Origin of the sequence: Alteromonas sp. MMG017, assembly GCF_018100795.1 — a bacterium.
GTDB lineage: Bacteria > Pseudomonadota > Gammaproteobacteria > Enterobacterales > Alteromonadaceae > Alteromonas.
The window spans coordinates 109918-134081 of the sequence record NZ_JAGJDY010000008.1; the positions used below are offsets into that span (position 1 = coordinate 109918).

18 protein-coding genes and 3 tRNA genes are annotated in these 24164 nt (G+C 44.1%); 13 read left to right on the forward strand and 8 right to left on the reverse strand.

The window, feature by feature from the left end; all coding sequences use genetic code 11:
• Positions 1–142: 142 nt before the first annotated feature.
• The 4 genes from J8L84_RS13645 (at position 143) to betI (ending at position 5718) form a co-directional block, all read left to right on the forward strand.
• Positions 143–790, forward strand: a complete 648-nt coding sequence (locus tag J8L84_RS13645) for a carbonic anhydrase (RefSeq protein ID WP_211071174.1) — start codon at positions 143–145, stop codon at positions 788–790.
• A gap of 35 nt (positions 791–825) precedes the next feature.
• On the forward strand, positions 826–2463 hold the full coding sequence (locus J8L84_RS13650) for a SulP family inorganic anion transporter (protein ID WP_211071175.1): 1638 nt from the start codon (positions 826–828) through the stop codon (positions 2461–2463).
• A gap of 184 nt (positions 2464–2647) precedes the next feature.
• Positions 2648–5062, forward strand: a complete 2415-nt coding sequence (locus J8L84_RS13655) for a TonB-dependent receptor (protein WP_211071176.1) — start codon at positions 2648–2650, stop codon at positions 5060–5062.
• Between the two features lie 74 nt (positions 5063–5136).
• A complete protein-coding gene (betI, locus tag J8L84_RS13660) occupies positions 5137–5718 on the forward strand; it encodes a transcriptional regulator BetI (RefSeq protein WP_211071177.1) in 582 nt (193 codons plus the stop codon).
• A gap of 120 nt (positions 5719–5838) precedes the next feature.
• On the opposite strand, the gene J8L84_RS13665 is transcribed toward betI, so the two are convergent.
• A complete protein-coding gene (locus J8L84_RS13665) occupies positions 5839–7917 on the reverse strand; it encodes a M13 family metallopeptidase (RefSeq protein WP_211071178.1) in 2079 nt (692 codons plus the stop codon).
• Positions 7914–9281, reverse strand: coding sequence for a GNAT family N-acetyltransferase (locus J8L84_RS13670; protein ID WP_348771835.1), 1368 nt, complete (start codon positions 9279–9281; stop codon positions 7914–7916). Before J8L84_RS13670 ends, J8L84_RS13665 begins: the two co-directional genes overlap by 4 nt.
• An 83-nt stretch (positions 9282–9364) precedes the next feature.
• Between J8L84_RS13670 and J8L84_RS13675 the strand changes: the two genes are divergently transcribed.
• From J8L84_RS13675 to J8L84_RS13715, 9 genes are all read left to right on the forward strand, one after another.
• Positions 9365–9814 (forward strand): regulatory protein RecX, encoded by a 450-nt coding sequence (locus tag J8L84_RS13675; protein WP_211071179.1) that lies wholly within the window; start codon positions 9365–9367, stop codon positions 9812–9814.
• Positions 9815–10072: 258 nt separating this feature from the next.
• Positions 10073–12670 (forward strand): alanine--tRNA ligase, encoded by a 2598-nt coding sequence (alaS, locus tag J8L84_RS13680; RefSeq protein ID WP_211071180.1) that lies wholly within the window; start codon positions 10073–10075, stop codon positions 12668–12670.
• 133 nt (positions 12671–12803) lie between these two features.
• Positions 12804–12995: a carbon storage regulator CsrA gene (gene csrA / locus J8L84_RS13685; protein ID WP_013785064.1), complete on the forward strand. Its 192-nt coding sequence runs from the start codon at positions 12804–12806 to the stop codon at positions 12993–12995.
• Between the two features lie 294 nt (positions 12996–13289).
• A tRNA-Ser gene (locus tag J8L84_RS13690) sits at positions 13290–13380 on the forward strand.
• Between the two features lie 41 nt (positions 13381–13421).
• A tRNA-Arg gene (locus J8L84_RS13695) sits at positions 13422–13498 on the forward strand.
• Positions 13499–13553: 55 nt separating this feature from the next.
• Positions 13554–13630: transfer RNA gene (locus tag J8L84_RS13700), tRNA-Arg, on the forward strand.
• A 407-nt stretch (positions 13631–14037) separates the two neighbouring features.
• Positions 14038–14298, forward strand: a complete 261-nt coding sequence (locus J8L84_RS13705; RefSeq protein WP_211071181.1) for an OadG family transporter subunit — start codon at positions 14038–14040, stop codon at positions 14296–14298.
• A 25-nt stretch (positions 14299–14323) separates the two neighbouring features.
• Entirely contained in the window at positions 14324–16126 is a 1803-nt protein-coding gene (oadA, locus tag J8L84_RS13710) for a sodium-extruding oxaloacetate decarboxylase subunit alpha (RefSeq protein ID WP_211071182.1), read from the forward strand.
• 3 nt (positions 16127–16129) lie between these two features.
• A complete protein-coding gene (locus J8L84_RS13715; protein WP_057793242.1) occupies positions 16130–17260 on the forward strand; it encodes a sodium ion-translocating decarboxylase subunit beta in 1131 nt (376 codons plus the stop codon).
• A 245-nt stretch (positions 17261–17505) separates the two neighbouring features.
• On the opposite strand, the gene J8L84_RS13720 is transcribed toward J8L84_RS13715, so the two are convergent.
• The 6 genes from J8L84_RS13720 to pspF are packed head-to-tail and all read right to left on the reverse strand — an operon-like array spanning position 17506 to position 24010.
• Positions 17506–18312 carry an ATP-binding cassette domain-containing protein gene (locus tag J8L84_RS13720; protein WP_211071183.1) on the reverse strand — a complete coding sequence of 269 codons (807 nt, stop codon included), beginning with the start codon at positions 18310–18312 and terminating at the stop codon, positions 17506–17508.
• Positions 18309–19304: an oligopeptide/dipeptide ABC transporter ATP-binding protein gene (locus tag J8L84_RS13725; protein ID WP_211071184.1), complete on the reverse strand. Its 996-nt coding sequence runs from the start codon at positions 19302–19304 to the stop codon at positions 18309–18311. Before J8L84_RS13725 ends, J8L84_RS13720 begins: the two co-directional genes overlap by 4 nt.
• Before the next feature lies 1 nt (position 19305).
• Positions 19306–20199, reverse strand: a complete 894-nt coding sequence (locus tag J8L84_RS13730) for an ABC transporter permease subunit (RefSeq protein WP_013785057.1) — start codon at positions 20197–20199, stop codon at positions 19306–19308.
• Positions 20186–21217, reverse strand: coding sequence for an ABC transporter permease (locus tag J8L84_RS13735; RefSeq protein ID WP_057793236.1), 1032 nt, complete (start codon positions 21215–21217; stop codon positions 20186–20188). Before J8L84_RS13735 ends, J8L84_RS13730 begins: the two co-directional genes overlap by 14 nt.
• Positions 21214–22836 carry an ABC transporter substrate-binding protein gene (locus J8L84_RS13740; RefSeq protein ID WP_211071185.1) on the reverse strand — a complete coding sequence of 541 codons (1623 nt, stop codon included), beginning with the start codon at positions 22834–22836 and terminating at the stop codon, positions 21214–21216. The genes J8L84_RS13735 and J8L84_RS13740 overlap by 4 nt, the downstream gene beginning before the upstream one ends.
• A 4-nt stretch (positions 22837–22840) precedes the next feature.
• The gene (gene pspF / locus J8L84_RS13745) at positions 22841–24010 is read right to left on the reverse strand and encodes a phage shock protein operon transcriptional activator (RefSeq protein WP_211071186.1); all 1170 of its coding nucleotides are present in this window, start codon (positions 24008–24010) and stop codon (positions 22841–22843) included.
• Positions 24011–24164 lie beyond the last annotated feature (154 nt).

Genomic DNA, 24164 nt, shown 5'->3' on the forward strand with positions numbered 1-24164 from the left:
GTGATTACGTCGCCTTAATTTTATAATTCAAATAGCGTGATAGTTAAGAGCTATCACGAACTAGTATATTAAACTATTAATCTATCAGGCGACACTGGTGTCGACAGTAAAAGACAATAATTATTATTTAATGGAGAAATTTATGGATCACGTAATTTCGGGTGTTGCTAAATTCCAGAAGGAAGTTTATCCGGGAAAAAAAGCGGCCTTCCAAAAGCTGGCGAATGGTCAGAACCCAGAAGTGCTTTTCATCACGTGTTCAGACTCTCGTATCGATCCTAACTTGGTGACGCAAACCGAACCAGGCGAACTGTTTATCTGTCGTAACGCAGGCAACATCGTGCCTCCGCATAGCAACCAAACAGGTGGTATGACCGCCTCAATCGAATTTGCTGTTGCAGCATTGGGCGTTACGCATATCGTTGTTTGCGGGCACACAGATTGTGGCGCAATGAAAGGCGCTTTAAAGCCTGAAGGGCTTGCTTCATTGCCTCATGTTAAAGAGTGGCTAGGCCATTGTCGTGCTGCGACTGAAGTTGTTAAAGAGCGTAGTGGTTGTTCTGAACTAACCCACGATCATTTAGAAGATGTAACAAAAGAAAACGTGGTACAGCAAATTCAGCATTTACGTACACATCCTGCTGTTGCCGCAAAAATTGCGAACAAACAAGTTACTCTTCATGGTTGGGTTTATAATATAGGTAGTGGCGAAGTGTTGTGCTACAACAGCGAGTCTGGTGAGTTTGAGGTAATGGATCAATCTCACGCAGAAGCGCAGCTTGCACGCTAAGCACTTTTGCGCGTTAAGAACTTAGGAAACATTCCATGTTTAAGTTAAATGTAAGTAATTTACGTGGTGACATTACCGGTGGTTTAACCGCCGGTATTGTTGCTTTACCGCTAGCCTTGGCGCTAGGGGTAGCCTCAGGACTTGGCCCGATGGCCGGTCTTTATGGCGCCATTGCGGTAGGTTTCTTCGCCGCATTGTTTGGTGGTACGCCGTCACAAATTTCTGGGCCAACTGGGCCTATGGTGGTGGTATTAGCCGGTTTGTTTGCTAGCCTATCTGGTGATGCAAGCTTGATCTTTACCGCAGTTATACTTGCCGGTATTTTTCAGATTATCTTCGGCTTCTTAAAGGTTGGAGAATACATCCGGTTAGTACCATACCCTGTTATATCGGGCTTTATGTCGGGTATAGGTGCCATTATTATTATTCTACAATTAGGTCGTCTTTTAGGGCATGAGCCTCCAGGCGGTACTATTGGTGCATTAAGTTATTTACCAACTGCGCTTGCAGATATTAATTTTGCCACCCTAGGTTTAGGTATTGGTACACTAATTATTGCCTACAAATGGCCAGCATCATTAGGTAAATATGTACCCGGTGCGCTAGCAGCACTTATCATCGGTACGCTTGCAAGCTTAGCGTTATCTGTGCCTATTTTAGGTCAAATCCCAACAGGTTTACCTAGCATCCAAATGCCAGTATTCGAGCAAGGTACAGCATTATTAATCTTAGAAGCTGCGTTTATTCTTGCGATTCTAGGTGCTATCGATAGTTTATTGACCTCATTGGTTGCCGACAACATGACCCGTACCCGCCACGATAGCAATAGAGAGCTAATCGGTCAGGGTATTGGTAACACTGTAGCGGGTTTCATTGGCGGTATTGCTGGGGCTGGTGCCACCATGCGAACGGTTGTGAATATTCGCAGCGGTGGTAAAGACCGTATTTCGGGTATGGTCCACGCATTGGTATTACTTGCGATTGTGTTGGGTCTTAGCCCACTTGCGGCGAAAATCCCTCATGCTGTACTAGCCGGTATTTTGGTTAAAGTCGGTTTAGACATTATTGATTGGAGCTACTTAAAGCGCGCTCACAAAGGTCCTCGCTGGGATTTCGGTTTGATGATTTTGGTACTTGCACTTACTGTGTTTGTTGACCTAATCACTGCTGTGGGGGTGGGCGTGGTATTTGCTGCGTTAGCTTACGTCCGTCAAGTTGCTCACTTACAACTTGAAGAGCTTCGTAAAATTCCTGAGTCGCTTAACGATCCTGAAGAGAATGCGTTACTTGAGTCGCTTAAAGACAAGGTCTCTATCTTCAGCTTCGGCGGTCCGTTAAGTTTTGGTGCCGCTGCTGATGTAGGTCACCATGTAAGAGACAACGTAAAAGTAGGTTCTAAGGTGATGATCTTAGATTTCACCCGTGTGCCTACTGTGGATGTGTCTGCGGCAATGGCGGTAGAAACGGTAACTGTGGATGCTATGGCGGCAGGTAGACAACTAGTGATTTGCGGTGCTAATGCCGCGGTGAACGAAGTGCTAGAGAGCATCTGTGTTAACCATCCAGGTATCGTTATTTACGATAACTTGCACGACGCATTACTTTATGCGAAAAAAAAAGTGACGGAATCACCGAATCCAGAAGTTAATTTTAACGCTGTATCGCAATCTTAACTTCATGATAATTAAGTGTATTTAATAAAAGCCCTTCTCGCGAAGGGCTTTTTTTTGTGCTTTTTTCATAATCTGTCATTTTTTATTAATTGAATGTTCAATTTAACTTAACGTAACTGTCACATCCGCTTTTTAAGCTGATTGAGTGAAAAGCACTCAAACTATTAAAAAGGGAAACATACACATGACGCGTTACCATCTTATTGCACTTAGTGTACTTGCCGGATTATCAGGTGTTTCAAATAGCCATGCAGAAGCTATTGCCGAAGATAAATCAAATGAAATAGAAGAAATTACGGTTGTTGGGCGAAGTGTGTCATACGCCAATAACGCGGCTTCTGACGACATGCAAAAACAGCAAGCAAATTTAAGCAGTGTGCTTGCCGTGGTAGATAACTTACCGGGTGTGCTAATTAACGAAGGTGATACCTTTGGGGCCGATGATTGGTCTACTTCTATTGTTATTCGTGGTTTTCAAGTTAACCTTAATGAACAGCAAATCGGTATGACGGTAGATGGTATTGCCAACGGCAACTCGAATTATGGCGGCGGTGCTAAAGCAAACCGCTATATTGATACTGAAAACCTACAAACCATAGAAGTATCACAAGGTACGTCTGATATTGCCTCTCGCTCTCATGAAGCGCTAGGCGGTACGCTAAACTTTACGACTATTAATCCGAGCGATGAAGAAGGCTTTGTCGTGAGCGTGACGGCGGGGGAGTTTGATGCTTCAAAATACTACGTGCGTTATGACACCGGCGAAATCTTAAAAGATACGTACGCGTGGATCAGTCTATCTACACAAGAAAGCAGCGACTTCATGGATCAAGTGGCTGAAAATACCCGTGATCACCTGGCGTTGAAAGTAACCTCTATGGTGGAAGACGTTGCGCTAACCGGCTATGTGTCATATGACGATACCCATGAAGAAAATTACCAACGAATTTATAGCCTAGAGCAATATGCGCAAAACCCGGACTGGGATCAGCTCACCAGTGAATGGACCGGTATCCCCTATCAAGACCAATCTTATCGTCGTGGCTGGTCTACTTTACGTGAAAATCTATTAGCTTACTTGAAAGCAGAGTTTTCTATTGGCGCCGTCGATATGTCGACAAGTGTCTATTATCACGAAAACGAAGGACGTGGTGATTGGGTGCCACCGTATCTTGTAGACGTAAAAGATGACGGCGCTGACGGTCACTCAGAGTTGGTCAACGGAAACACGGTCTATGGTGGTAGTGCACTTGGTAATATCTACTTTGTAGACCGCGATGGCATGCAGCTTTCTCCTATTGCTGGCTGTGCAAGTTCAATTACCTTTCCTTATGGCGGGGCAGGGGCCGAGTACGACCCAAGCTGTCACGAACAAGGTGCAATTCCAGTTGGCTCGTACCGACACACACATTACAACAAAGAGCGCCTTGGTTTTAATGCAGATGGCATCTGGTATGCCAAGTTAGGCGAGTTCGATAATACGCTTCGCTTTGGATTGTGGTGGGAAGATTATGAGCGTGATGAATACCGAGATTGGCACAAAATCACTGATTCGGCGATTGGTTACGATTTTAATAACTCGCCTTACTGGGTGCAGTATGATCGCAGTTTCCCTATTGATACCTTAATGTATTACGTAGAAGACGAAATTGATTTTGGAATAGCGAAAGTACGTCTAGGCGCTAAGCGCTTTAATGTTGATATTGCTAAGAACGACAACTTCGACAGCGCTAATAACCTTGACGTTAATTCTGATTCAGACACGCTATTTTCTGCTGGCTTTGTAGCACCTATCGCCATAGATGGGTTGGAACTGTTCGCTGGCTACGGTGAAAACTTCGCATCAATAAAAGACGCACAACTTGAGCGTGACGATACGGACTTGCGCTTTATTGAACCAGAAACTGCAGAGAATATTGATGTAGGTCTTCGTTATTCAAGTGCTAAATTCAATGCCAATATTACATACTACACCATTGAGTTTAATAACCGCATTCAATTCACCAGCAATGAAACTGCTAGTGGTATCGACTTTTTAGAAGCCGCGGCAGGTGGATATCGAAATGTAGGGGGGATTGAGTCTAGCGGTTTTGAAATGTCTGCTGACTTTGCGATTACCGACAACCTTACTGTATTTACCTCGCTAACATTAAGTGAATCGGAATACATTGAAACCATTGGTGGCACAGGTACCCAGTACGACTCACTAGCCAATGCCCAAGCCGCTATTGCAGATACCACAAACTCTGAATCTTCATTGGTAGCAGTAAAAGGGAATACGGTGATAGGTACGCCAGATACCATGGCTGTTATTAGCCTAGATTGGAGTAAAAACAATTATTTCGCCGGTATATCGACAAAGTATGTCGACTCTCGTTTCATCGATATTTACAATACCGCTGAAGTAGATGACTATTTGGTTAGCGACCTTTATATTGGTGGATACATTAGCAATATAGGTCAAGGCATGGAAGAGCTTGAAGTTCGCCTAACCGTAAACAATGTGCTAGATGAGGATTATGCTTCTACCATCGCCCCTAACGCATTTTGGATAGGTGCGCCACGCGCAGTCGCCATCAATGCACGTTTAACGTTTTAATTCACTGTAAGACGGGTTGTTGCAACGTACATGAAAAGTGCGTTGCAGCGGCTCATACGGTATGGAGCAGTTACATGCCTAAAGTAGGAATGGAGCCCATTCGAAAGCAGCAGCTAATCGATGCCACCTTGGTGGTCATAGCTGAGCACGGGTTTCACAGCGCCACCATTAGTTTAATTAGTAAACAAGCGGGTCTTTCAACCGGTATTATTAGCCATTATTTTGGTGATAAACAGGGGCTAATTGAAGCCGCTATGCGATACCTGTTAGAAAAGTTGAAACTGCAGGGTAATTTTAGCAGCCATTTAGAGCGCTTAGACGCCATTATTGAAAGCAATTTTTCCGGTGAACAGCAAGAATCCTCAGCCACCAATACATGGCTGAATTTTTGGGCGTTATCATTGCACAATAAAGGCTTACACCGTCTTCAACGAATAAACCACAAACGGTTAGAAAGTAACTTAACCTATAGTTTTGCAAACCTTATTCCTAGGGAGCATGCCAAAGAGGCAGCGTTGTCTACCGCAGCCATGATAGATGGTTTTTGGTTACGCAATGCCCTTGAAGGTGAAAAGCAAAATAATAAGGAAAATGTGATTAGGACGAGTAACGCGGTGAAGCGTTATGTACGATTGGTGCTATCACAATATCAATAAAAGCGGCGTGGTAGTCGGGAGTGTGGGGTTAAAAGCCTTTAACTATAAAAGCTGCAAATACAAATATTGTCATCAAAGAAGCCCACACGGACAAAGCGTCCGCATGGGTATCCACTAACATTACCAAATACGAACTCGTTCTTCTGGCTCAAGATACAAATCATCGCCAGGTTGAACGTTAAAAGCTTCGTACCAAGCATCGTGGTTTCGTGGTGCTTGCGCACGGTAACGACCTGGAGCATGCGTTCCACCACGTAGCTGGTTCAACATGCTTTCCTCAGTACGCTTTTCACGCCACACTTGCGCCCATGCAAGGAAGAAACGTTGATCGCCAGTTAGGCCATCAATAACCGGCGCTTCTTCACCATTTAAGCTTAGTTTGTAAGCATGATAAGCCATAGACAAACCACCTACATCACCAATGTTTTCGCCTAAGCTGTTACGACCATTAACGAAGTTACCTTCAATCGGCTCGTATTGGTTGTATTGCTCGGCCAGCATATCGGCTTTTTTCTCAAATGCAGCGCGGTCTTCGTCAGTCCACCAGTTACGCTGAATACCGTTAGCATCAGACTTTGAACCCTGATCGTCAAAACCATGACCCATTTCATGGCCAATAACAGCGCCAATTGCACCATAGTTTACTGCAGCATCAGCATTAGGATCGAAAAACGGCGGCTGAAGAATAGCGGCAGGGAAAACAATTTCGTTAAACGAACTGTTGTAATACGCGTTAACACGTTGTGGCGTCATGCCCCAACGCTCACGGTCGGTTTTTTCTAGCTCTTTCGCAATACCTTCAGCTTTGAAAAACTCTCTAAGGTTACGCACGTTTCCTAGCAAGTCATCACTGTTGATGGTTAAGCCATCGAAAGATTGCCATTTGTCTGGGTAGCCAATCTTAGGGCGAAACGCCATCAGCTTTTCTTTCGCATTAACTTTGGTGTCTTCACTCATCCAATCTAGGTTATCGATACGTTCGTTCAGTGCCGTACGTAAATTTTCAACCAGCTCGGCCATTTGTGCTTTCGAACTTTCAGGGAAGTACTCAGTAACGTATATCTTACCAATGGCAAACCCTAAAGACTCAGTACCAGCCATTTGGCTTACGGCACGCTTCCAGCGAGGGCGAGGCTCCTGCTGACCACTTAACGTTGTGCCATAAAAATCAAAGTTGGCCAGATAAATATCTTCTGATAGTAAGCCTGCATTGTTTTTAATGGTGTGGTAAGTCAAGTAAGCCTTCCAATCATCAAGGCTGGTTTCATTGATAATATCAATAACATCATTGATGGGTTCAGGCTGGGTGATGTTAAGTTCAGGCGCTTTAAAGCCGGTTTGGGCTAAAAATGTGTCCCAATCAAATTGAGGATAAGCATCAGTAAGTTTGCTGCGCTCAATTTGATTTAATGTAAGGTCGCGGTCGCGACGTTTCTCACGAGGCCACTGAATGTTTGCTATCTCAGTTTCAAGCTTAAGAATGGTGGCAGCTTGTTCAGCGGCATTTTCTACGCCCGCAAAGTTCAACATTTGTTCGATGTGCGCCAAGTAAGCTTCGCGAATTTTCACGAACCTTTCATGATCGCTAATGTAGTAATCGCGATCAGGTAAGCTAAGGCCGCCCACACCAACGCTAAGCTGGTACTCATTCGGATCTAAACGGTTGTACCACATGCCAGTATCAATAGGAGAACTCGCACCGGTGAGCCAACTTTTACCAAATACTTCAGTTAAGTCTTTGGTTGATGCAATAGCATCAATAGATGACAACACATCAGAAATCGGCGTAAGCCCTTTTTCGTTAAGGGTTTCGACATCCATATAAGACACGAAAAAATCATGAACTAGCTGCTCATCAGCGTTCAAGTCTTCTTTTTCCATTAACCCGTCAATAATATTTTTGACCTGTTCTTCACTGCGCTCAGCAAGGGCAGTGAAGGCACCGAATCGGGTTTTATCGGCAGGAAGCTCATAATTGTCGTACCAGGTACCGCCAGCGTACATGAAGAAGTCGTCGCCAGGTTTAACGGCTTCGTTTCGGGCAGATAAGTCTACGCCAAATGAACCTAGTTCAGCTTGACCTTGCTCTTCTTCCATTGCCATCTTGTCAGCAGCTTGTTGTTTATTTTGTTCTGGCTGACCACAGCCAGCTAAGCCTAGCGATGCTGCTATGGCTAGCGCGAGTAGTTTTTGTTTCATATCGTTTTCTCATTATGATTATTCACCGCTAACAAAGGGTTAGGGGTGTTTGTCGTTTTAAGGGTAGGTGTTATATCGTTATTAAAAGGTAAAACATCTTGGGCTTGATTGAAATACGCAACAATATGTTCTGATTCTTGTTGTAAAAATGACGCTACAGCATCATGAAAGGGGGCCGAAAACAGTTGATGTTGCGACTGGCAGTAAATAGGTTCAAACCCCCGGAGAATCTTATGCTCGCCTTGAGTGCCAGGGTTAAAAAGTGGAAGCTTTTTCTCTATCGCAAACGCAATGCCTTCAAAGTAACAACACGCAAAATGTAGTCCGCTGACTTCCTCTAATGCCCCCCAGTATCTGCCATATAACCCCGAGTCATCATAAAAAAACAACGCACTGGCCATCGGGCAATCATGCTTAAACGCAGTGATAATAAGCATATTGTTGGCCATGGTATCGCGCAACTGATGAAAAAATGCCTCATTCAAATAGCCTGTGTGGCCGCTACGTTTTAAATACGTTGCTTGGTAGCACTGCAAGAAGAAATCGAGTACCTCATCGGTGATTTCATTCCCACATAAATGGCGATAATGGATACCTTGTTCAACAAGCTTTCGTTGTGTTTTTTTCATGTCACGACGTTTGCGCGAGGTCAGCGCATTTAAAAAGCTGTCGAAATTGGTGTATTGATAATTATGCCATTGAAATTGAACAGCGTATCGAGTGAGAAAATCTGAGTTATTGCCGAGGATTCTTTGCGTGCGGGCATCGGTAAATAGCCAATGGCAGGAAGAGACGGTCTCTTCGCCAATCGATTGCACGGTATCAGAAATGAGTGTTATAAGCGCTTCGTTAAATGATGCCTCTTCACGGGTTAATATTCGTGATCCGGTAACGGGCGTAAAGGGGATTGCGGCAATCCACTTCGGATAATAAGGAATACCATGCTGGTGGTATGCATTGGCCCATGAATGGTCAAACACGTATTCGCCATAGCTGTGGGTTTTTAAATAACCGGGAATAATGGCGATTACCGTACTTTCATCTGATGCAGAGAATGCTTCTTCGTTAGACGAGGCTTGATCATTTGCAAGGGCTTGTTCAGTTATAAGCGATTGGTCAGATAGAGGCGCTCGGTCATTTGCATGGCATTGGTCAGCTACAGAAGCTTTTTCAATGACAAGATGTTGCGGTATCCAACCAGAAGCTTCATTGCAGCATCCACTTTGTTCTAACGCATTTAAAAAGTCGTAACGTAAGAAAGGGCCTTCGCCTCTAGCAAGGTCATCCCATGTAGCTTGGGGAACATCCGACACCGCACTGACAACTTTTACCTTATATTCCATGCTCACGTTTACTTTATTCACTTTCGTTCAACGACGCTAAAGATTACCATTAATAGTAATATAACGAGATTGAAAAGTATTTTAAGAAGGTTTCGATTAATAAAATGTCAGAATTTGACAGAAAATTCATTACCGACGCGATTACCCGCATGCTTGCACGACGAGAGCATAGCTTTTCAGAAGTTTGCCGCAAGCTTTCCCAAAAAGGCATTGAAAGTGAGGCTTTTATGCCCGTGCTGGAAGCCTTTCGAGAAGCTGATATTCAAAGTGATGAACGCTTTGCTGAAAGTCGTGCCCGCGCTTTGTATATGAAGGGCTCTGGCCCTAGAAAAATCAAACTCGATTTACAGCAATACGGTGTTGATGAAATTGCGGCTGAACGTGCCCTTGATGAAATAGAACCTGATTGGTTCGAAAAAGCGAAATGGGTTAAAGATAAAAAGTTCGGCCCGTTTCAAGAAACCGATTTCAAGCTGCTGATGAAGCAAAAGCAGTTTCTTCAATACCGTGGTTTCTATAGCGAACACATCGAATTTGCCGTTAAGGGTGAATAAAAATCGCATAAAATTCATTTATGCCCTTTATAACGGGTATAAAAGGGCTTATTTATAATGCTAGAGCAGGCTATGGGCTTAACAAAAAAGCGCTAACCATGGTATTGTTGCGCACATCCGTGCGAGGGTATGAAATGCATAAACAACTAGGCGGTTATTAGTAAGGTTAATCTTAGAAAAGTTAATCTAACGATTAATCGGCCAGTAGCATCAATCTCGCACATTCTCATTCAATGTATTAAGGAAGTTAGGTTTTCAATGACATTATCAACTGCTGACTTACGCCAAAAGTTTAAAGATTATTTCAAGAGTCATGGTCACCAGCCTGTGGCTAGCTCGTCTCTCGTACCAGCAGATGATCCAACCCTTCTTTTTACTAACGCGGGAATGAACCAGTTTAAAGATACGTTTTTAGGTGCGGAAAAACGCAGCTACACCCGTGCGGTTTCTTCTCAGCGCTGTGTTCGTGCTGGTGGTAAGCATAACGATTTAGAAAACGTTGGTTATACTGCCCGCCACCATACTTTCTTTGAAATGCTAGGTAACTTCAGCTTTGGTGATTATTTTAAAAAAGAAGCCATTGAGTTTGCGTGGAATTTCTTAACATCAGAAATTGGCCTACCAAAAGAAAAGCTCCTGGTTACCGTGTATTCAGAAGACGAGGAAGCCTTTGATATTTGGGAAAACCACATTGGTGTGCCTAAAGAAAAAATTATTCGCATCAGTACATCAGATAATTTCTGGTCTATGGGTGATACAGGGCCATGTGGTCCGTGTTCAGAAATATTCTACGACCACGGTGACCATATTTGGGGCGGACCTCCAGGAACACCAGAAGAAGACGGTGATCGTTTCATCGAAATCTGGAACCTGGTATTCATGCAGTACAACAAGCAAGCTGATGGCACGATGGAGCCATTGCCTAAGCCTTCTATCGATACCGGTATGGGGCTTGAGCGTATTTCAGCTATCTTGCAAAACGTGCACAGCAACTACGAAATTGATTTGTTCCAAAACCTCATTCAAGCGGCGGCGACAATTGTAGGCACTGAAGATTTAGAGAATAAATCTTTACGTGTTATTGCTGACCACATTCGTTCTTGTAGCTTCTTAATTTGTGATGGTGTGATGCCATCTAACGAAGGCAGAGGCTATGTACTTCGTCGTATTATTCGCCGTGCTGTACGTCATGGTTACCAGTTAGGTGCCAGCGATATTTTCTTCTACAAACTGGCTTCAGCACTTAGCAAAGAAATGGGCGAAGCTTATCCAGAGCTTGTAGACCAACTACCGGTAGTTGAAAAAGTACTACGAGTAGAAGAAGAGCAGTTTAGCAAAACTCTAGCCCGTGGTATGGCAATGCTAAACGACACGCTAGAAACTCTTGAAGGTGACACTATTCCAGGTGACGTGGTGTTTAAGCTTTATGACACTTACGGTTTCCCTACCGACCTCACCAACGATGTTGCCCGTGAACACGACCTTAAAATCGATGTGGAAGGGTTTGAAAGTGCTATGCAGGCACAGCGTGCTCGTGCGCAACAAGCCAGTAACTTTGGTGCTGACTACAACAACACGCTCGCGGTTGACCATACGACATCTTTCACGGGATACAGCGATGTAGAAGGCGAAGCAAACATTGTAGAGCTTATTGCAGATAACGCCTTTTGTGAGCGTTTAGAAGACGGTCAAGAAGGGGTAGTGGTATTAGACCAAACGCCTTTCTACGCTGAAAGCGGTGGTCAGTCGGGTGACAAAGGGGTGCTTCGTGTTGCGAATGGCGAGTTTATCGTTACCGATACTCAAAAAATGGGTAATGCTTTCGCTCACAAAGGAAAAGTAAAAGGCACCATCACAAAAGGTGATCGAGTTACATCTGCTATCGATAATTCAAACCGTGATGCGGTGAAGAAAAACCATAGTGCGACTCATTTACTTCACGCTGCACTTCGCGAAACCTTAGGTGATCATGTCACGCAAAAAGGGTCGTTAGTAGAAGCGCAGCGTATGCGTTTTGACTTCTCTCACTTTGAAGCAGTAACACCCGCGCAGCTTATTCAGGTTGAGCGTAGAGTTAACGAAGAAATTCGAGCTAACCATGAGTTAAAAACCCAACTGATGGACTTAGATGAAGCCAAAGCATCAGGCGCAATGGCGTTATTCGGTGAAAAGTACGATGAGAAAGTACGTGTAGTGACTATGGGGCCCTTCTCTGTAGAGCTATGTGGTGGAACCCATGTTAACCGTACTGGCGATATTGGTTTGTTTAAAATTACCAGCGAAGCGGGCATAGCATCAGGTGTACGCCGTATAGAAGCGATTACCGGTGAGCAGGCGCTATATTATGTTCAAGACCAGCAAGCCACGCTGACAGAGCTGTCTAGTTTGTTAAAAACTGACACGCAAAACTTGGTTGAACGTGTGGCTGCGGTACAGACTCATACTAAAGAACTAGAAAAATCACTCACTTCTGCGACACAAAAACTGGCGAGTCAGCAAGGTGCTGATATGCTTAGTAACGCTATTGAAATAAATGGTGTAAAAGTACTTATAGCTAAGTTAGAAGGTGTTGAAGCGAAATCACTGCGTTCAATGATGGATGATATTAAAAACCGAATTGGCGAAGGCATCGTAGTACTAGGTGTGGCAAGTGAAGATAAGGTGAATCTTATCACTGGGGTGACGAAAAACCTTACCGGTAAAGTGAAAGCAGGAGAACTGGTTAACTTTATCGCTGCGCAAGTTGGCGGAAAGGGAGGAGGTCGCCCTGATATGGCTCAAGCGGGTGGCGATAAGCCAGAGTGTCTAGGCACAGCGTTAGATTCAGTTAACGCTTGGTTAGAAGATAAGCTATAATCAAATCTGAAACTTGCAGTGAGTTTTTGAAGTGACACAGAAACATGGAATCACTGTTGCTACTGTCGGGTCGTGCCGATGAGTGGCGGAGTAATTAAGGATATGTTCAGTATTAAGGAACAGGAGCAAGCGAATGCTTATTTTGACTCGTCGAGTTGGTGAAACACTTATGGTTGGTGATGATGTAACTGTCACTGTTCTAGGTGTTAAAGGGAATCAGGTCCGAATTGGTGTGAATGCACCGAAAGAAGTTTCTGTGCACCGTGAAGAGATTTATATGAGAATTCAAGCTGAGAAAGGTGGACAACCTGGAACGGCTGAGTAATCAAATTTCTGCACAAAAATCGGTCAGCTCATGCTGGCCTTTTTTGTTTTTGGGCCTTTTTTAAAATTAATTTCAAAAAAATTTAGATGTTTTTCGATATTTTTCGATATTTCTTAAAAAAGTTCATTTCGCATTACTGCGTGCAATCTTAAATTAACCCGCTAAAATTTGATTATAACCTAACCAAAACACAGGTTTTTTGTACGAATCGTACAAAATGACAGCGAGTAAACATTTTTATCTAAAAAAGGTTTGACTCCGGCCAGTGAATCCGTAAAATGCGGCACCACTTAAGGAGAGGTGGGTGAGTGGCTGAAACCAGTTCCCTGCTAAGGAACCATACCTAATACTGGTATCGAGGGTTCGAATCCCTCCCTCTCCGCCATTGTTCGTTGATGGTGTGACGGTCAACAAAAGTTTTATTGCGCGTGTGTAGCTCAGCTGGATAGAGTACCTGGCTACGAACCAGGCGGTCGGAGGTTCGAATCCTTCCACACGCGCCACTTCTTTTAAATGCGTCACCTTTGGGGATAACACCTTAAAGTAAAAAAAGTTTACGCGTGTGTAGCTCAGCTGGATAGAGTACCTGGCTACGAACCAGGCGGTCGGAGGTTCGAATCCTTCCACACGCGCCATATAAAAAAACCCACCATCTGGTGGGTTTTTTTATGCCTGACATTTAGTTTCTTTCTGTATATTTAGCTTTTTAGGCCCTGACTCGTTAACCTTTAGCCTTTGAAAGGTCAGCGCAGTACCGTTTTAGTTAACTGCTTTCGCTGCTTAACTTTCCCATCTTGTTAATATAAATACCCACTTACACTTCTCTTATCGGGTTTTCTCGTTATACCTCTTCCAATGAGTGTATTTCGTTTTTCCTTTCCTGAAGAGTTTGAAAAAATATTTAGACATAATGCATAAAAAGCATGAATTTTTGATGATTTTCGCATAAATGGCTGGTTTTATGCATTACTGGCGCTTTTCTGGTTGTGTTTTATAAATGAGCGTGATACTTATTCCTCATCAAAATATTTGAGGATTCGCCATGGGATCAGAATCAGTTAGCAGTTTGCTGCTTGAAGCCGGCTCACTGATGCTAATAGGAATGGTATTTGTTTTTTCATTCTTAGCATTGTTAATCGTTGGAATTCACCTAATTGCAAAATTTTGTGAAGCATTTCCGGGCGAAACCGCACCGCAGTACGCTGCACCCCGAAGAAAAGCGGTTCAAGCTGGTGTCGATGGTAACGTTGTTGCTGCTATCACCGCTGCTGTTCATACTCATCGTCAAACCAATAAAAATTAATTAAACAAATCATTCAGGAGTTACCATGTCTAAGCCACTGGCCTTAACCGAGCTAGTCTTGCGTGATGCCCATCAATCGCTGCTTGCTACGCGTATGCGTATAGAAGATATGCTGCCTATTGCCGAAAAACTTGATAAAGCAGGTTTTTGGTCTGTTGAATCTTGGGGCGGGGCGACATTTGATTCCTGTATTCGCTATTTAGGGGAAGATCCTTGGGATCGCATTCGCCAGCTTAAAGCGGCAATGCCAAACACGAAGCAACAGATGTTGTTGCGTGGTCAAAATTTATTAGGCTATCGCCATTACGCTGATGATGTAGTGACACGCTTTGTTGAGCGTGCACATGAAAACGGGGTTGATGTATTTCGTATCTTCGACGCCATGAACGATATGCGTAATCTGAAAACGGCGATTAAAGCCACCGTCGACAGCGGTGCTCATGCGCAAGGTACAATCTCTTACACCGTGAGCCCAGTGCACAACCTTCAGCTTTGGCTAGATATGGCCAAGCAACTTGAAGATATGGGTGTTCACTCTATTTGCGTAAAAGATATGGCGGGGCTGTTAAAGCCTTACGACTGTGAAGCCCTAATTACGGGTTTGAAAGAAACCGTCAATGTGCCTATTGCTATGCAGTGTCATGCCACTACAGGGTTAAGCACGGCGACTTACCAAAAAGCCATTGATGCTGGCATCGACATGCTTGATACAGCCATCTCTTCAATGAGTATGACGTATGGTCACACCGCAACTGAAACCATGGTGTCTATTGTTGAGGGCACAGAACGAGATACGGGTATGTCATTACCGGATCTCGAAGAAATCGCTGGCTACTTCCGTGGCGTGCGCAAAAAATACAGTAAATTTGAAGGTAGCTTGAAAGGGGTTGATGCCCGTATCTTACTAGCTCAAGTGCCTGGCGGCATGTTGACCAACATGGAAAGCCAGTTAAAAGAGCAAGGCGCTGAAGATAAGTTTGAAGAAGTACTAAAAGAAATTCCTCGCGTACGTGAAGATTTAGGCTTTATTCCTTTGGTTACTCCAACGTCACAAATTGTGGGTACGCAGTCTGTATTAAACGTACTTACTGGTGAGCGTTATAAGAGCATCACCAAAGAAACGGCGGGTGTCCTTAAGGGCGAATATGGTGCTACGGCTGCACCAGTGAACAAAGAATTGCAAGACCGTGTGCTAGATGGTGGGCAACCCATTACTTGTCGTCCGGCAGATAATATTGCGCCTGAACTAGACAGCCTTGAAACAGAGCTGACTAAGTTAGCATCAGAGAAAAGTATTACGCTATCAGATGCTAAGATTGACGATGTGCTTACCTATGCCTTGTTCCCACAAATTGGTCTGAAGTTCCTTGAGAATCGTGGCAACCCTGACGCATTTGAACCTGCGCCTGGCACTGAAGCTGATGTAGCATCAAGTGCACCAGCGGCTACGCCTGTTTCAGCTACCGGCGCACCAGCGGCATACGATGTAAAAGTTGAAGGCAAGGTATACCATGTTGAAGTAGCAGCATCAGGGGAGTTATCTAGCATAACCCCAAGTCAGCCATCTACAGCAGCGCCAGCGGCTCAGCCGGCATCCTCATCCAGTAATGAAAGTGCACAAAGCATTAACGCACCGTTAGCCGGTAATGTGTTCAAAATACTAGTGCGTGCTGGCGATGTAGTGAATGAAGGTGATGTGGTGATTATTTTAGAAGCCATGAAAATGGAAACTGAAATTCGCTCTGCTGTTTCCGGTACCGTTAGTGAAGTACTTGTGGGTGAAGGCGATGCCGTAGCCAGTGCTCAACCACTTATTGCGCTGGGGTAATTCATGGATAAGTTGATGGTGCTGTGGGACAGCACTGCACTGGCGCATTTTGAGTCAGGCCAGTTAATCATGATGGCAGTAGGTTTCCTGTTGCTATTCTTAGCGATTGTGAAAAAGTTTGAACCGCTGTTGTTAATCCCTATTGGGTTTGGTGCATTGTTAACCAATATCCCATTAGCAGGATTTTCAGAAGCGGGAGGATTACTCCATTACATTTATGCTATCGGTATAGACACTGGGGTTTTTCCGCTGCTTATCTTTATGGGCGTGGGCGCAATGACGGACTTCAGTGCCCTAATTGCTAATCCTAGAATGTTGTTGTTAGGAGCCGCAGCGCAGTTTGGTATTTTTGCGACCTTGTTCGGTGCTATTGCACTCAACATGATCCCTGGTTTTGAGTTCACTCTCAAAGATGCCAGCGCGATTGCTATTATTGGTGGTGCTGATGGCCCTACGGCTATCTTTCTAGCCTCTCGATTAGCGCCCGATTTATTAGGTGCAATTGCGGTAGCAGCTTATTCATACATGGCGCTGGTACCTATTATTCAGCCTCCAATTATGAAAGCGTTAACCAGCAAAGAAGAACGCACCATAGAAATGGCGCAATTACGCCCTGTATCGCAACGTGAGAAGATTATCTTTCCACTGGCTACACTATTCCTAACTATCTTGTTTTTGCCTTCAGCAACGCCTCTAGTGGGTATGTTTTGCTTTGGTAACTTACTGAAAGAGTGTGGTGTAGTAGATAGGCTTAGCAAAACAGCACAAAACGAGCTGATTAACATTGTTACTATTTTCTTAGGGCTAGCAGTAGGTTCAAAGCTATCTGCAGACAAATTTTTAACCGTTGAAACCTTGGGTATTCTTGGTTTAGGTGCAGTAGCGTTCGCTATTGGTACTGCAACTGGCGTGTTAATGGCTAAGTTAATGAGCCGTATGAGTGGTGGAAAGATAAACCCACTGATTGGTGCCGCTGGTGTATCGGCAGTACCAATGGCTGCAAGGGTTGTGAATAAGGTTGGACTTGAAGCTAACCCTCATAACTTTCTACTTATGCATGCCATGGGGCCGAATGTAGCTGGAGTACTTGGATCAGCAGTTGCCGCGGGTATCTTGCTGGCGCTAGTAGGCTAATACGTTAGCCAATTTATTTAATTGGCGACAGGGCGAGGAGTAGTAAACTCGCTTATATAAAAAGCAAAATGCGGCCTCTTCACTAGGCCGCATTTTTTGTTTTTGCATAAAGCACAATGTAAAAAGCGTTATAAAAAATGACGTCAGAATCGCTGCATAAGGTAACGTCAAAATCGTTTCAAGGGTAGCTTCAAATCAATTACCAAGCACCTTTAAATTACCAAGCATCTTTAAATTAATCTTAGCTAACTGATAGTATTGCTCGTAATTAACGACTGGTAGGCCAAAATAAGCTTTTTAGTAATCGTATGCTCCGGCCAACGAAAAATCGTTTCGGTTTTTCCTTCTTCTACAATATTGCCATTTTCCATCACAATAACCCGATCGGCGATATGTCGAACTATTCCCAAGTTATGGCTAATGAAAATAAACGCCAACCCCATTTCTTGTTGTAGCTTCAAAATAAGATTTACCGTTTGAGAGCGTATTGACGGATCAAGAGCCGCAAACGGTTCATCAGCAATAAGTACTTTCGGTTTTAATATTATGGCGCGAGCGAGGGATACACGCTGCTGTTGGCCATCAGATAACATATGACGATAGAAATAATAATGCTCGCGTAACAAGCCCACTTTTGTCAGCATTTCTTCAATAAGAGATTTACGTTCCGCTTCCGTTAAATCTGTATTTAAGCGAAGGGGTTCGTCGAGTACTTTTCCTACTGGCACAGAAGGGTTCATCGACTCACTACTGTGTTGCAATATCATGCGAATGTCATGGGTGCGTTTTTGCTGATTGTTGTGCTGGTTATATTTCGCTAAATATTTGTGGCTATTAAGCTCAATAACCCCTTCATCAGCAGGAATAGCGCCTACCAGTAATTTAGCTAACAATGATTTACCTGCGCGGTTTTCACCAATAATCGCAATGGTTTCACCACGCTGCACAGTCAGATCGATAGGCCCCAATTCAAATATTTCCGGCTTCTTTAGCCAACGTTTCTTATCGTTATGCCTAAACGTTAATCCATCTACCTGCATAATGTCTGTCATAACTTCTCCATATGCAGCGGGTAGTGGCAGTTATAGGTATGGTCGTGAATATGCCTTACCGCAGGTCTGGAAACACAGGCACGTTGTGCGCGAGGGCAGCGTGGGCCTAACCGGCACCCAATAGGTAAATGCTGCAACGTAGGAATAGAGCCACCTAATGTCGGCAATTGTGATTTTGGTGGTAAATCTTTTCTGAAGCTTGGTGCGCTGTCCAACAATGCTTTGGTGTACGGGTGAAGCGGGCGTTTTTTAATATGCTTCATTTTACCCGATTCTACTGTTTGTCCCGCGTAAAGTACCGTCATAGAGTGCGACATACTGGCAATAGCCAACAAGTCATGGCTTACAAATAAAATACTTAACGAACGGGTTTGGTTTAAACGGGTAAATAACTTAAGGATCTGCGTTTTAGTGGTTGGTTCCATCCCACGGGTGGGATCATCTGCAATTAACAGTTTCGGCTGAGACACCAAGGCCATGGCTATCATGAACTTTTGGCCTATATCGCTTGGAATTTGGTGAGGATAAGCATTTAAATAATGCCTGTGCTGCTTTATTCCCACCTTGTGTACTGTACTGATGGCGATGCGTTTTCTGTGCTGTGCCCGTTGCCAAAACCAGTAACCTTCTACAAACTCGTCGGGAATACTTTCTTCAAGCTGCTCACCTAAAGTGGCAGAAGGGTCTAAGCTGGTTTGTGGGTTTTGAAATACCACGGCAATGTCTCGGCGCATCACTTCACGGCGCTGATATTTTGACATGCTTAGTAAATTTTCGCCTTTCCAGCTCATGCGATCTGCGGTCATTCTCCACTGCGAGGGCAGGGCACCACAAATAGCAGATACAATTAAACTTTTTCCCGAACCAGATTCACCTACAAGGGCTCGTATTTCACCTGTATTAACGGTTAAGTTAACCTTATCTAACGCCTTAATGGTGGTGTCGCCAGCGACCATTTCTAGGGTTAAATTTTTAATATCTAGCATAGGCATGTTAGTGGCTCACTCTTTTTCTGAGTGCAGAACGTAGGCCGTCCCCCACAATATTTATCGACAACACCAATAAGAAAATAGCAATGCCAGGCAATGCTACATTCCAAGGTGCTAGGTAGGCCACATCAAGACCATCGCCCAAAATAGCCCCAAGTTCAGCGAGTGGTGATTGTGCACCTAAATTCAAAAAGCCTAATGCAGACACATCAATCACCGCAATCGATAATGCCACAGTACCTTGCACCACAAGCATTTCTGTCATGTTAGGAAGAATAGAGTGCACGAACAATTGCCATCTATTTGCGCCGTCTAATTTCGACGCCATAATATATTCTTTTTTCATTTCAGCTCGCACAAAGGTGCGTGTACGGTGAACAAATTGTGGAATGAGCGCAAGGGTAATAGCCCACATACTATTCACCAACCCTGTTCCAAGAATCGCCACGATAATAATAGCAATCAACAGGGTTGGAATAGCCATTAAAGCGTCCAGTAAGTGGTTCACAATACTTGAACGCACGCCCCGCAACATGCCTGCAAATGTACCTATGCTTACGCCAATCAGCATGGCTAGCACTACCATTAGAAATCCCGATCCTAACGTAGTGCGACAGCCGTAAATAATACGAGAGAAAACATCTCGGCCGAGGGGATCGGTGCCAAATAAATGGGTTATTGAGCCGCTGCTTTCCCAACTTGGGGGAATAAGTAACGCATCGATATTCTGTTCCGCAGGGTTGTAGGGCGACACCACCGGTGCGAACAGCGAAAAGATGATAAAGAAGCCAAGCAAAATAAGACCAACAATGGCAATGTGGCTGCCACGGAAAGCTGCCCAAGTGCGTTGCCAGGGAGATGGATGAAACTCCTCTTCGTATAAACTAAACTGTGGCACGTTCGTACTTTTCTCGGCTAGGATCGATAATGCGATTAAACAAGTCGACCATAATAGTTAACGTAATAACGAGGGTTGATACCGCCAACATTCCTACTCGAAGCGCAGGGAAGTCTCGTTGATAAATTGCTTGAATTAACCAGCTACCAATCCCAGGCCATGAAAATAAGGTTTCTACTATCATGGCATTGGTGATGAGCGTGGTAATTTGGATTGCCATTAAAGGCAAAATAGGCAGCAACGCGTTACGTAATACATGCCTAAAGAAAATCTGCCATTCAGATACACCTCTAGAGCGCGCAGCCACAATATACGGGCGGTGAATAACATCAATAACCGAGCGACGCGTAATTCGCACCATTGAAGCGGTTGTTATTGCCCCAATTGCCAGCGTAGGCAATGCAAGGTGTGAAATAGCATCACGGTAGGCTAACCCATGGTCAATACCCTCTGCCAGCATAATATCAATAAGCACGAAGCCGGTAACCGGTTCAATATCGAACAATAAACTAATCCGACCCGACAAAGGCGCAATATCAAGGTGTAAGCTAAAAAACAGAATTAGAATAAGTGCCAACCAGAAAACAGGAAACGAATAGGTGGTAATGCTTAAAGCATTAATGGTGTGGTCGGTAGTAGAGTAACTTTTCAGCCCTGCGTAATATCCCAATGGGATGCCAATGAAAAGCGCCATCAGCATCGCATAAGTGCTTAGCTCGATAGTGGCGGGCATGGCGATGCCAATTTCTTCTCGAAGGGGCAATCCTGACGCTAGGCTGTAACCCCAATCACCTTGTAGTAACGACGATAAATAGTAAAAAAACTGTACAATATAGGGTTGGTCTAGGCGAAATTGGCGCATAAGCGCCTCACGCTGAATCTCATTCTGCGGCACAATGCCGGTAAGGTTTTCTAGTACATCACCGGGAAACAGATACACCAGCGAGAATGACATGGCGGTTAATACCAAAAGGGTTAAGATAAATAACACACCGTATCGCGATAATATTTGAATCACAGTGATTTACCTACTCCGCCAAATCTAACGCCGCCAAAGGGGTTAATTGTCATGCCCTCAAGTTCATTTCTATAGGCTTGATAACGAAAGGCGTGGGCAATAGGCACCAATGGCAATCGTTCGTAAAGCAGTCTATTGACTTGCTGATAGATTAAGCGCCTGGCTTCAAGGTCTTCTGTCTGTAAGGCTTTATCTAAAAGTTCGTCATAATCGCTATCACACCACATGGCGCGATTAGTGCCAGAGGGAATAGCGCCACAACTAAGTAATGGTCGATAAAAGTTATCAGGGTCGCCATTGTCTGCAGACCAGCCTATTAGAACTGAGTCGTGTAGCCCTTCTTGCAAGTGACGTCTAAACGTTGCCCAGTCGTAACTAACAATTGTGGCGGTAACGCCCACTTCACGTAAATATCGTTGAATAAGCTCTGCCATCTTAGCGGCATTAGGATTATAAGCACGTTCAATGGGCATAGCCCATATGGTCATAGTAAACCCAGGCTCCACGCCCGCATTTTCAAGTAGCTTTCTCGCTAGCACAGGATTGTAAGCCGTATCATCTGCATCATTTTGAAAGGCCCAGCTAGCGGCGGGTAGCAGTGTTTTTGCGCGGGTAGCACTGTCGAAGTAGACCGCTTCTAATAAGGTGTTTTTGTCGATAGCCGCGGCTAGAGCACGCCTAACATCAGGGTTGTCGAAGGGAGGGCGCTGGGTATTAAATGCCCAAAAGCCTACATTCAAACCTGGCTTTTCAGCCAGTAATAAATCGTCGCGGGAACGGATAATTTCTAATTCCGTTTGGGCAGGAAAAGCCGTAGCGTCACATTCACCAGTCATTAATTTAGCCAAACGCAACGAGCTCTTCGGCGTGATGTCATAAATTAAGCGTTCAGCATTATCTTGCTCGCCCCAATAGGTTTGGTGACGCTGGTAGCGAATATAGTGATCTTTACGGTAGTTTTCGAATTTGAATGGGCCTGTACCAATAGGGTATTGGTCCATTCGATTGGGCAAGCCTTGTTGTAACAACGCTTCACCGTACTCTTGTGACAACATCACCGAAAAGTCAGTAGCTAAGTTAGCTAAAAAAGAACTGTCTCGACGTTTTAAATTTATCTCTACTCGGTATCCGTTTAACCGCTCAACTGAAGCGATATTTTGAGCAAGCCCCAAACTTTCAAAATACGGGTAACGGCCGCCAGACACGTAATGGTATGGGTGCGAGGTAAGTCGCCATCTATCAATACTAAAAATGACATCATCAGCATTGAAATTTCGGCTAGGGGTGAAATAGCTGGTGGTATGAAACTCTACGTCTTTTCTCAGTTGAAAAGTGTAGGTTAAGCCGTCATCAGACACTAACCAGCTACTGGCCACACTAGGTATAATACGGCCAGAATCTGGATCGAAATCTAGCAATCTGTCATACAATTGATGCGATGACGCATCGGTTGTGGTGCTAGACGTATCTAACTGAGGGTTAAAGGTAACGGGGTTGCTTTCAGAGCAATACACTAAACCGCTATTATAAAATGCATGTTCATCTTGTTTTGAACAGGCAGCTACCAGCATTACCATAACAACAGTAAAGGCAGCATAAAAAAGCGGTTTTACGGGCATTTAGTTAGCACTCCATCGATTCAGGTGAAGAGTCTAACAGGTTGTATTTTTTTAGATAACCTCGAAGTTGATGATAAGTGAGACTAAGTTTCTCAGCAGTCTTTTTCTGGTTGAATTGGCTGTCGGATAACGCTTGCTTAATCATATCAATTTCGTATTGCTGAGAGCGGTCTTTTAAATCAATTGGGTATTCTACCGTATCGGGCTTTAACGAGGGTAACACCGCCGAGGGTGAATTCGCAGCAGCTTCACTATTGTTGGCGTTATTTTTAGCGATGTTCTCTACATTGGCCGCTACTGTATTGGACGGCATTGTATTGGAAGCTAACGTCGACTCGGCTTCAGACGTACTCGAGGTTCTGTCGTTTGTTTTAATACGAGAGGTGGGTCTAAATAAAGATTCAAACGGGTCTAGAACAATATCGTGTACGGGCAAATGTGGGTTGTTCGTTCTATAAACCGCACGTTCAACCACGTTTTTAAGCTCTCGAATATTCCCTGGCCAATCGTAATCAAGCAAGGTGCGTTTTGCTTTTTCAGTAAAGCCGCTAAAAAGCTCCATTTCCATTTCTCTTGCCATGCTAATGGCAAAGTTCTCAGCAAGCATCATGATATCATCACGTCGCTCTCTTAAAGGAGGGATGGTAATAACATCGAAAGCGAGCCTGTCGAGTAAGTCAGCACGAAATTCGCCCGCGTCAGCCAATGCAGGTAAATCTTCATTTGTAGCCGCTACCAAGCGTACATCGGTTTTAACGGTTTTATTACCGCCTACCCGTTCAAATTCGCCGTATTCCACTACCCGCAATAACTTTTCTTGGATTAAACCAGACGTGTTCGCCAGCTCATCAAGAAACAAGGTGCCATTGTGGGCAATCTCAAAACGTCCTTCTCGGCGTTTTGCTGCGCCAGTAAATGCGCCTGCTTCATAACCAAATAACTCACTTTCCAATAAGCTTTCGTTAAGTGCGGCACAATTGAGTTTGACGTAATTTTGATCCCAGCGCTTAGACAGAAAGTGTAAACGTGCTGCAATAAGCTCTTTACCGGTTCCGCGCTCACCAATAACCAATACGGGTTTATCTAGTGGTGCTATTTGTGAAATTTGCTCAAGCACTTCTAAAAAACTATTCGCTTGGCCTAGCAAATTATCCTGCTGACGATACCTACTCATTAAATCCCTCAAATATTAGTCATTTCGACCAATTAATAGTGTAGAGTAAAAAAACTTGTTGTTCGAGCATTATTTAAACTAAACGAATATCTTTTAAAATTATCAAGTTAGGGTAATTTGAAAAACTGGCAAGCATATTGAATAGTCTTATTAC

Coding starts and splice junctions, on each gene's coding strand:
- J8L84_RS13645 (WP_211071174.1), top strand. CDS start 143: ATGGATCACGTAATTTCGGGTGTTGCTAAATTCCAGAAGGAAGTTTAT.
- J8L84_RS13650 (WP_211071175.1), top strand. CDS start 826: ATGTTTAAGTTAAATGTAAGTAATTTACGTGGTGACATTACCGGTGGT.
- J8L84_RS13655 (WP_211071176.1), top strand. CDS start 2,648: ATGACGCGTTACCATCTTATTGCACTTAGTGTACTTGCCGGATTATCA.
- betI (WP_211071177.1), top strand. CDS start 5,137: ATGCCTAAAGTAGGAATGGAGCCCATTCGAAAGCAGCAGCTAATCGAT.
- J8L84_RS13665 (WP_211071178.1), bottom strand. CDS start 7,917: ATGAAACAAAAACTACTCGCGCTAGCCATAGCAGCATCGCTAGGCTTA.
- J8L84_RS13675 (WP_211071179.1), top strand. CDS start 9,365: ATGTCAGAATTTGACAGAAAATTCATTACCGACGCGATTACCCGCATG.
- alaS (WP_211071180.1), top strand. CDS start 10,073: ATGACATTATCAACTGCTGACTTACGCCAAAAGTTTAAAGATTATTTC.
- csrA (WP_013785064.1), top strand. CDS start 12,804: ATGCTTATTTTGACTCGTCGAGTTGGTGAAACACTTATGGTTGGTGAT.
- J8L84_RS13705 (WP_211071181.1), top strand. CDS start 14,038: ATGGGATCAGAATCAGTTAGCAGTTTGCTGCTTGAAGCCGGCTCACTG.
- oadA (WP_211071182.1), top strand. CDS start 14,324: ATGTCTAAGCCACTGGCCTTAACCGAGCTAGTCTTGCGTGATGCCCAT.
- J8L84_RS13715 (WP_057793242.1), top strand. CDS start 16,130: ATGGATAAGTTGATGGTGCTGTGGGACAGCACTGCACTGGCGCATTTT.
- J8L84_RS13720 (WP_211071183.1), bottom strand. CDS start 18,312: ATGACAGACATTATGCAGGTAGATGGATTAACGTTTAGGCATAACGAT.
- J8L84_RS13725 (WP_211071184.1), bottom strand. CDS start 19,304: ATGCCTATGCTAGATATTAAAAATTTAACCCTAGAAATGGTCGCTGGC.
- J8L84_RS13740 (WP_211071185.1), bottom strand. CDS start 22,836: ATGCCCGTAAAACCGCTTTTTTATGCTGCCTTTACTGTTGTTATGGTA.
- pspF (WP_211071186.1), bottom strand. CDS start 24,010: ATGAGTAGGTATCGTCAGCAGGATAATTTGCTAGGCCAAGCGAATAGT.